The organism is Bacillus sp. B1-WWTP-T-0.5-Post-4, assembly GCF_009183795.1.
GTDB lineage: Bacteria > Bacillota > Bacilli > Bacillales > Bacillaceae_G > Bacillus_A > Bacillus_A cereus.
Genome location: NZ_WEIJ01000010.1, coordinates 1 through 6,465, shown reverse-complemented (window position 1 = coordinate 6,465; position 6,465 = coordinate 1). Strand labels below are relative to the sequence as shown.

Below are 6,465 nucleotides of genomic sequence, written 5' to 3'. Positions count from 1 at the left end.
TTTACACCCTCTTCTTTGTTAATTTAAGTAATACTTTGCTCAAGCTTTCTTCCGTAAGATCCTCTGCATCAGCAAAATCTGATACCGTAAAAGCAGACTCTGTTGTTGGTTTATTTATAAGTTGACGAAGATGCCTCAACATACCATCTGCTATCACTTGAATTTTTAATTTAGAAAACTGTTCCCTACTATACAGCCAAATAAAATGTAACTTTTCATCCTTCAACATTCCGATAACATCAATTAGATGAGATGGTTTGGAATCTGGAGCATGATCTAAAAATGTAAATCCTGTCTCTTGCATAAACAAAGAGTCCCTTGAAAACACCTGATCAAATTGGCCCAAATAGTTAAAGCTTATTGAAGGCTTTTGCTGATAAAACGGAAGTAATCCTTTATTCAAGTAACGTAAAATACCATAGTCTACTCCGCGATTTGGGATTCGACGCAATTGTTCTTTGACTGCCTTTAACCCTTCAATAGGTGTCTGAGTTCCTTGAAAATTGAGATGAACGGGATAAATACTCGTGAACCAGCCCACTGTCCTTGATAAATCAATACCTTCAATCATCTCTTCTCTTCCGTGTCCTTCTAGATGAATAGAAACGGTTTGCTGATTTGTACAATCGACGATAGCTTGTCCTAATGCCGTTAATAGTACCTCATCAATCCTTGTCTTATGAGTGACTAGAACTTCGTGTAACAATGCTTGTGTTTCTTCTATTCCTAAAGTCCTCGTCACTTGATCAATCGATTCTTCTGTCGTTTCTTGTATTGGATAGTCCATTGGAATTTTCATCGTTTCTTTTTCTACTTGTTCATTCCAATAATCCTTTACTTCTTTTGAAATACCCGAATCACTGTATGTCTGAAGTCGTTCAGACCATTCTTTAAAAGATGTACTTTTCGCAGGTAAGCGAATTTCTTGACCTTGTTTCATCTGGTTATATACCACCTGTAAATCTTCCAATAGAATCCTCCATGACACTCCATCTACTACTAAATGATGTATCACCCAGAATATTCGATCATTTTCAGTCAAGTTATCTTCAAAGTACACTACTTTCATTAACGGACCAGTAATTAAATTGAAACTAGCTTGATGAATATTCATCTCTTCTTGTATTATTTTATTCCACTCTTTTTCATTAACTTGATTCCGTTTTACAACATGGAGTACTGACAGCTCATCAGTCCCTTCATTTCTCTGCCTCCACGTTCCGTTTGGTAACTGTTCGTACCGGAAACGTAAAGCATCATGATGTTTCAGTAAATTTAATATCGCTCCCTCTAGTAATTTCACATCCAATCTTTCTTTTACTCTTAAAAGCATTGATTGATTCCAATGCTCTGTATGTGGATGTTCTTGCTCGAAGAACCAGCACTGAATTGGAGTAAGAGGCACATCACCTATCACAATTCCCTGCTCCGCTTGTACTCCCTGCGTTTCTATAGCCACTTGTGCCAGCTCAGCGATAGTTGGGCATTCAAACATTTGCTTTGGAGTAAGTTTTAACCCCACTTGACTTGCTTGAGATATAATTTGAATACTGAGAATTGAGTCGCCACCAATTTCAAAGAAATTATCATAGATTCCCACCTTTTTAACACCTAATACTCTCTTCCAAATGGTAGTTAGTATCTGTTCGTTACTATTCCGAGGGCCAACACATTCACTATTAATCTGCTTTTCCTCCGGCATAGGTAAGGCCTCACGATCAACTTTACCGTTAGCTGTAAGTGGAATAGCTTCCATCGCCACAAATCCCGAAGGAACCATATAACTTGGTAGTTTCGCTTTAAGATACTCTCTCCACGCATCTACATTTCCATCTCCTACAACATATGCTACTAATCGTTTATCGCCCGGCTGATCTTCTCTTACAATTACAACTGCCTCTTTTACATATGCATATGTATTTAAAGTAGACTCAATTTCCCCAATCTCAATTCGGAAACCACGTATTTTAACCTGATGATCAATTCTTCCACGATAATCTAGATTCCCATCTGGCAAATACCTCGCTAAGTCTCCTGTCCGGTATAATCTTGCTTTCAGATCACTACTAAATGGATGAGATATAAAACGCTCTGCTGTTAATTCAGGTCTATTTAAATACCCACGTGCCAATCCTGCTCCACCAATATAAAGTTCACCATCAACACCTATAGGAACAGGTTGTTGATAAGCGTCTAGTATATACACTTCTAAATCGGGAATCCGCTTTCCAATATTACTTCTTGAAGCATGCTGCACATCATCTAAAGTAATTGGATAATATGTAACATGAACTGTAGTTTCTGTAATTCCATACATATTAATTAACTGTGGTTTTTTCTCCCCATACCTTTTAAACCACGGTAACAAGCTAATAGGTTCTAACGCTTCTCCGCCAAATATTACGTAACGCAGCTGCAAATTTTTATTCTTATCTTCCTGTTCACACACTCGTATTAATTGTCTAAATGCGGAAGGTGTCTGATTTAGAACTGTGACTTCTTCCTCCACCAATAATTGATAAAAATCCTTAGGTGATCGACTAATCCAGTACGGAACAACAACTAATTTTCCACCATATAATAATGCTCCCCAAATTTCCCATACTGAGAAATCAAATGCATACGAATGAAAAAGCGTCCAAGTATCTTTTTCATTAAACTGATACCAACAATCCGTCGACTTAAATAACCGAATGACATTGTGATGCTCTATCATAACGCCCTTTGGATTTCCCGTTGAACCCGAAGTATAGATTACATATGCCAGATTTTTGGGACCGACATTAGAAACCAGCAAAGTCTTACTTTCTTTCCCAATCTCATCTTGATCACAATCCAGGCAAATCGACTCAACATTTTCTGGTAACCATTTCAATTCTTTTAAACTTTCTTGCGTTACGAATAACTGAATGCTAGCATCTTCTAAAATATATTGAAGTCGCTGCTCTGGATATGTTGGATCCAGTGGAACATAAGCCCCACCAGCCTTCAAAACCCCTAAAATACCTACAATCATTTCGAGGGAACGTTCAAAGCATATTCCAACTAAAGTATCAGGTCCTACTCCCTTTTTCTGCAAATAATGAGCTAACTGGTTTGCACGTTCATTAAGCTCCTTATAAGTAATTTTTTCTTTTTCATACGTAACTGCAATAGTATTTGGATAAATCATCGCTTGCTGTTCGAACATTTCATGAATAGTTACTTGAGGTGGGACATCCAGTTTAGGATTGTTGAACTCAACTAAACTTATTCTTTTATCTTCCTCAGAAATGATTTCTATTTCAGCCACCTTCTGCTTTGGGTTTTCAAAAGTATTTTCCAGTATCACTAACATAACGTTAAAGAATCGTTCTATCTCTTCCTTAGAAAATAGCTCCTCACGATAATCAATATGTACATGTATAGAGTCTATATCAATTAGATTTTCAATATGCACTGCAAAATCTTGTACCTCTTCACGGTTTGGAATCCATAGTGAGTCACCACTTTCATCACGATCCCTATAATCAATCGTAGTTCCGAAAAGTCTCACATTACTGTTATTCTCTTTATTAATCTGCTTTAATAACAAATCAAATGGATATTTCTGGTGTCTTAATGATTTACTTTGTTTTCTGGACACCCTACTAATAAATGAAAGTACTTCTTCTTCTGGATCAATATCCATTCTTAAAGGAACTGTACTCACCATCATTCCAATCAATTTTCGTTCCATTTTAGTCATACGGTTGCCGTAAGCCATTCCTAAACCAATATCAAGCGATGAGGTCCACCGATACATGGACAACGAGAAAGCAGCAACAAAAAGGGTGTATAAACTGAATTTGTAATCTTCAGAAAATTCTTCTATCTTTCTCTTCAAATGCTCCGTTAATATAAACGTCTCACGTGATGCTTTGGTACTAACTTGGTACGTATTATAAGGCTTCAATCCAGTCACAGATGGCAGTGTTTTAAATTCCTCTAGCCAAAATTTTTGATCTTTTTGAAAGCGACTACTATTCAAATATGTTTGTTCATTGGTCAGAAATTGAACATATGAATTTTTAATTTCGCCTTCCTCATTCTCGTTATGCATGTCATAATAATATTTTGCAATCTGCTCAGTAAATATTTGAATTGATAAACCATCCATAATAATATGATGAACATTTCCAAAGACTGCACATTCATTATCGTTTAATTTTATTAAAGCGAAATAGTATAAATTTGAATTAAATAATGTAAACGTTTCTTTTGTTTTCTGCTCAATCCATTCCTCAAGCAAATTTGTATTCTCCACATTACTGAAATCAAAAAACTCAAATTCTTGTTCTTCATGTTTAGTAAAATATTGTTTCGGTTCCTGATGCCCATTTTCTTTTAACCTAATGCACAGACCGTCATTTTCACTGATAACGCGATTCACAACTTGGTTTAATTTTGAATAATTCATTTTTCGATGAAGTTTAAATAAAAACCTTAAATTACATATTCCTTTATCAGAATGAACGACTTCTGTATACCATATTCTTCGCTGCGGATGGCTTAATGGATAGCATTCCTCATTGGTCATAAAAATCTTCCCTTCAAAAATTATTTGCTCTTATAGGTTCGTGTTTATATTTACCCCATAAATATTTCTGCAGTGAAACTCCAATTACTCCAATAATAACAAGCCCAATCCCTCCATAAACATAGAGTTGAGTTACTCCAAACAAATGCACTAATGGGCCACTCATAGCAGGAGAAATAATTAAAACTGCGTTTGTTAAACTGCTTTGAATACCAAATACTCTTCCTACTTGATCTTGATCGGATTCTATTTGTAATATGACTTGATTAGATACAAGCATCAGCCCACTTCCAATACCAGCGATAAAACTAATTAAATAGGCTAAAACGAAGACCGTACCGGGCGTTATCAAACCAATCCCCCCAAAACCAATTCCCATTAAAACCATACCTCCACATACTACACAGCCATACTGAAACTGTTTTAATTTCTGAGTTAGTAATGCACCAAGTATTCCGCCAAGACCAATAATAGAAATGATATATCCCATTTTACTTTTATCATGTGGGAATAAGCTCTTAAATAAAGTTGGGAATTGTGAGTCTACTAATTGTAATACTGCCATGGCTATTGTAACGAAAATCATGGTTGATAATATTATCCGATTAGATAACACATAACCCCACCCTTGTACCCAAGCGGTCCAAGTACTTTGTTTTTGCTGTTCAACAAATTCTTTCGATATAGTTTCTTTAAATTTTATTGTGGGTATGAGAACTAAGGTAGCTAATAAACAACTTATAGCTCTTATAATGAGGCAGAACTCTGGTTGAAACCAGCTCAACAACATGCCCCCTATAAGTGGGCCTACTATCTTGGTACCCTGCTCTACTATTCCGTTGATACTTACTGCTTTAGTAAGCAAGTCCGGGGATACAATCTGTCTTGTTAGTGTTTGCTGTGCAGGATAATAGAAAACAATAAAAATGGAACGAATCATTAATGCCACTAAGAGCCAGTGGATATCTTGTACAAATAAAAGAGCAATTGTTATTAGACCAACCATTAGATTACAGAACATCATAATTGGAATTTTTCTAAAACGATCTGCAATAACACCTGCCCATGAGCCAAAAATAATTCCAGGAAGTGCATATGCAACAGGAATCAATCCAATCATAGTAGGATCTACTTCCCATTCAAACCCAACTATAGTCATAATCGCTAACATATCAATAAAAACACCAAGCATAAGCAATGAATAGGCAGAGAAAACTTGTAAATAAACCCTATTTCCTAATAGGCCTTTTGAATCAGTAGTTTTCATAAAAGCAAGCTCCTTAGGTTACTAATATAAACGCTTTTGCGTATAAGGTACCTCTTTATTAAACCTAATTAATCATTATTGACATCTCACCTAGAATTTAACTTCGTCAAAACTCAAACCAGTCTTGTTTTTCGTATATTTAAAATAGTCAGACAAACGAAAACGTACCTATTTCTTCATTTTTATATCAACTGTTACAAAATATATCTTTACCTTACACTAATAACAGCTAAACGTTGCCTTAATATAACCCTTTACAGTCGTTTGCACATTCAATTCACATCCTTTTTAAAGTTGGCTTTTTTCTATCTCAAATACTATCACACAAATATTTCACCTACTATATTCATAAAGTTGAAATATTTGAATCAGAAAATTCGGATAAAAAACCAAATCCACAAATCATAACAAACTATTATTTATTTATATTTTCATTTTATAGATAGCTTTAACCATAAGGGTATCAAGAATTAAGTTTTTTAATTTTATTAACATAATAGTTTAAAGAGACCGTAAATCCTACTAAACAAAAAAAATATACAATAAAGTATATTTTTTTCTTATCCTACATATTTTCTATGCAAATTAATTCCAATAACTAAAGTTGATAATGAAAATATAATACTACCAATCACTAATG

General features: G+C 34.9%; 2 protein-coding genes. Both read right to left on the bottom strand.

Annotation, left to right across the window (positions count from 1 at the left end; all coding sequences use genetic code 11):
- Position 1 precedes the first annotated feature (1 nt).
- Complete coding sequence (locus GBN91_RS23630) at positions 2-4,558, bottom strand: non-ribosomal peptide synthetase (protein WP_152122491.1); 4,557 nt, start codon at positions 4,556-4,558, stop codon at positions 2-4.
- A gap of 13 nt (positions 4,559-4,571) precedes the next feature.
- Positions 4,572-5,825 carry an MFS transporter gene (locus GBN91_RS23625; protein ID WP_152122489.1) on the bottom strand — a complete coding sequence of 418 codons (1,254 nt, stop codon included), beginning with the start codon at positions 5,823-5,825 and terminating at the stop codon, positions 4,572-4,574.
- Between the last annotated feature and the right edge of the window lie 640 nt (positions 5,826-6,465).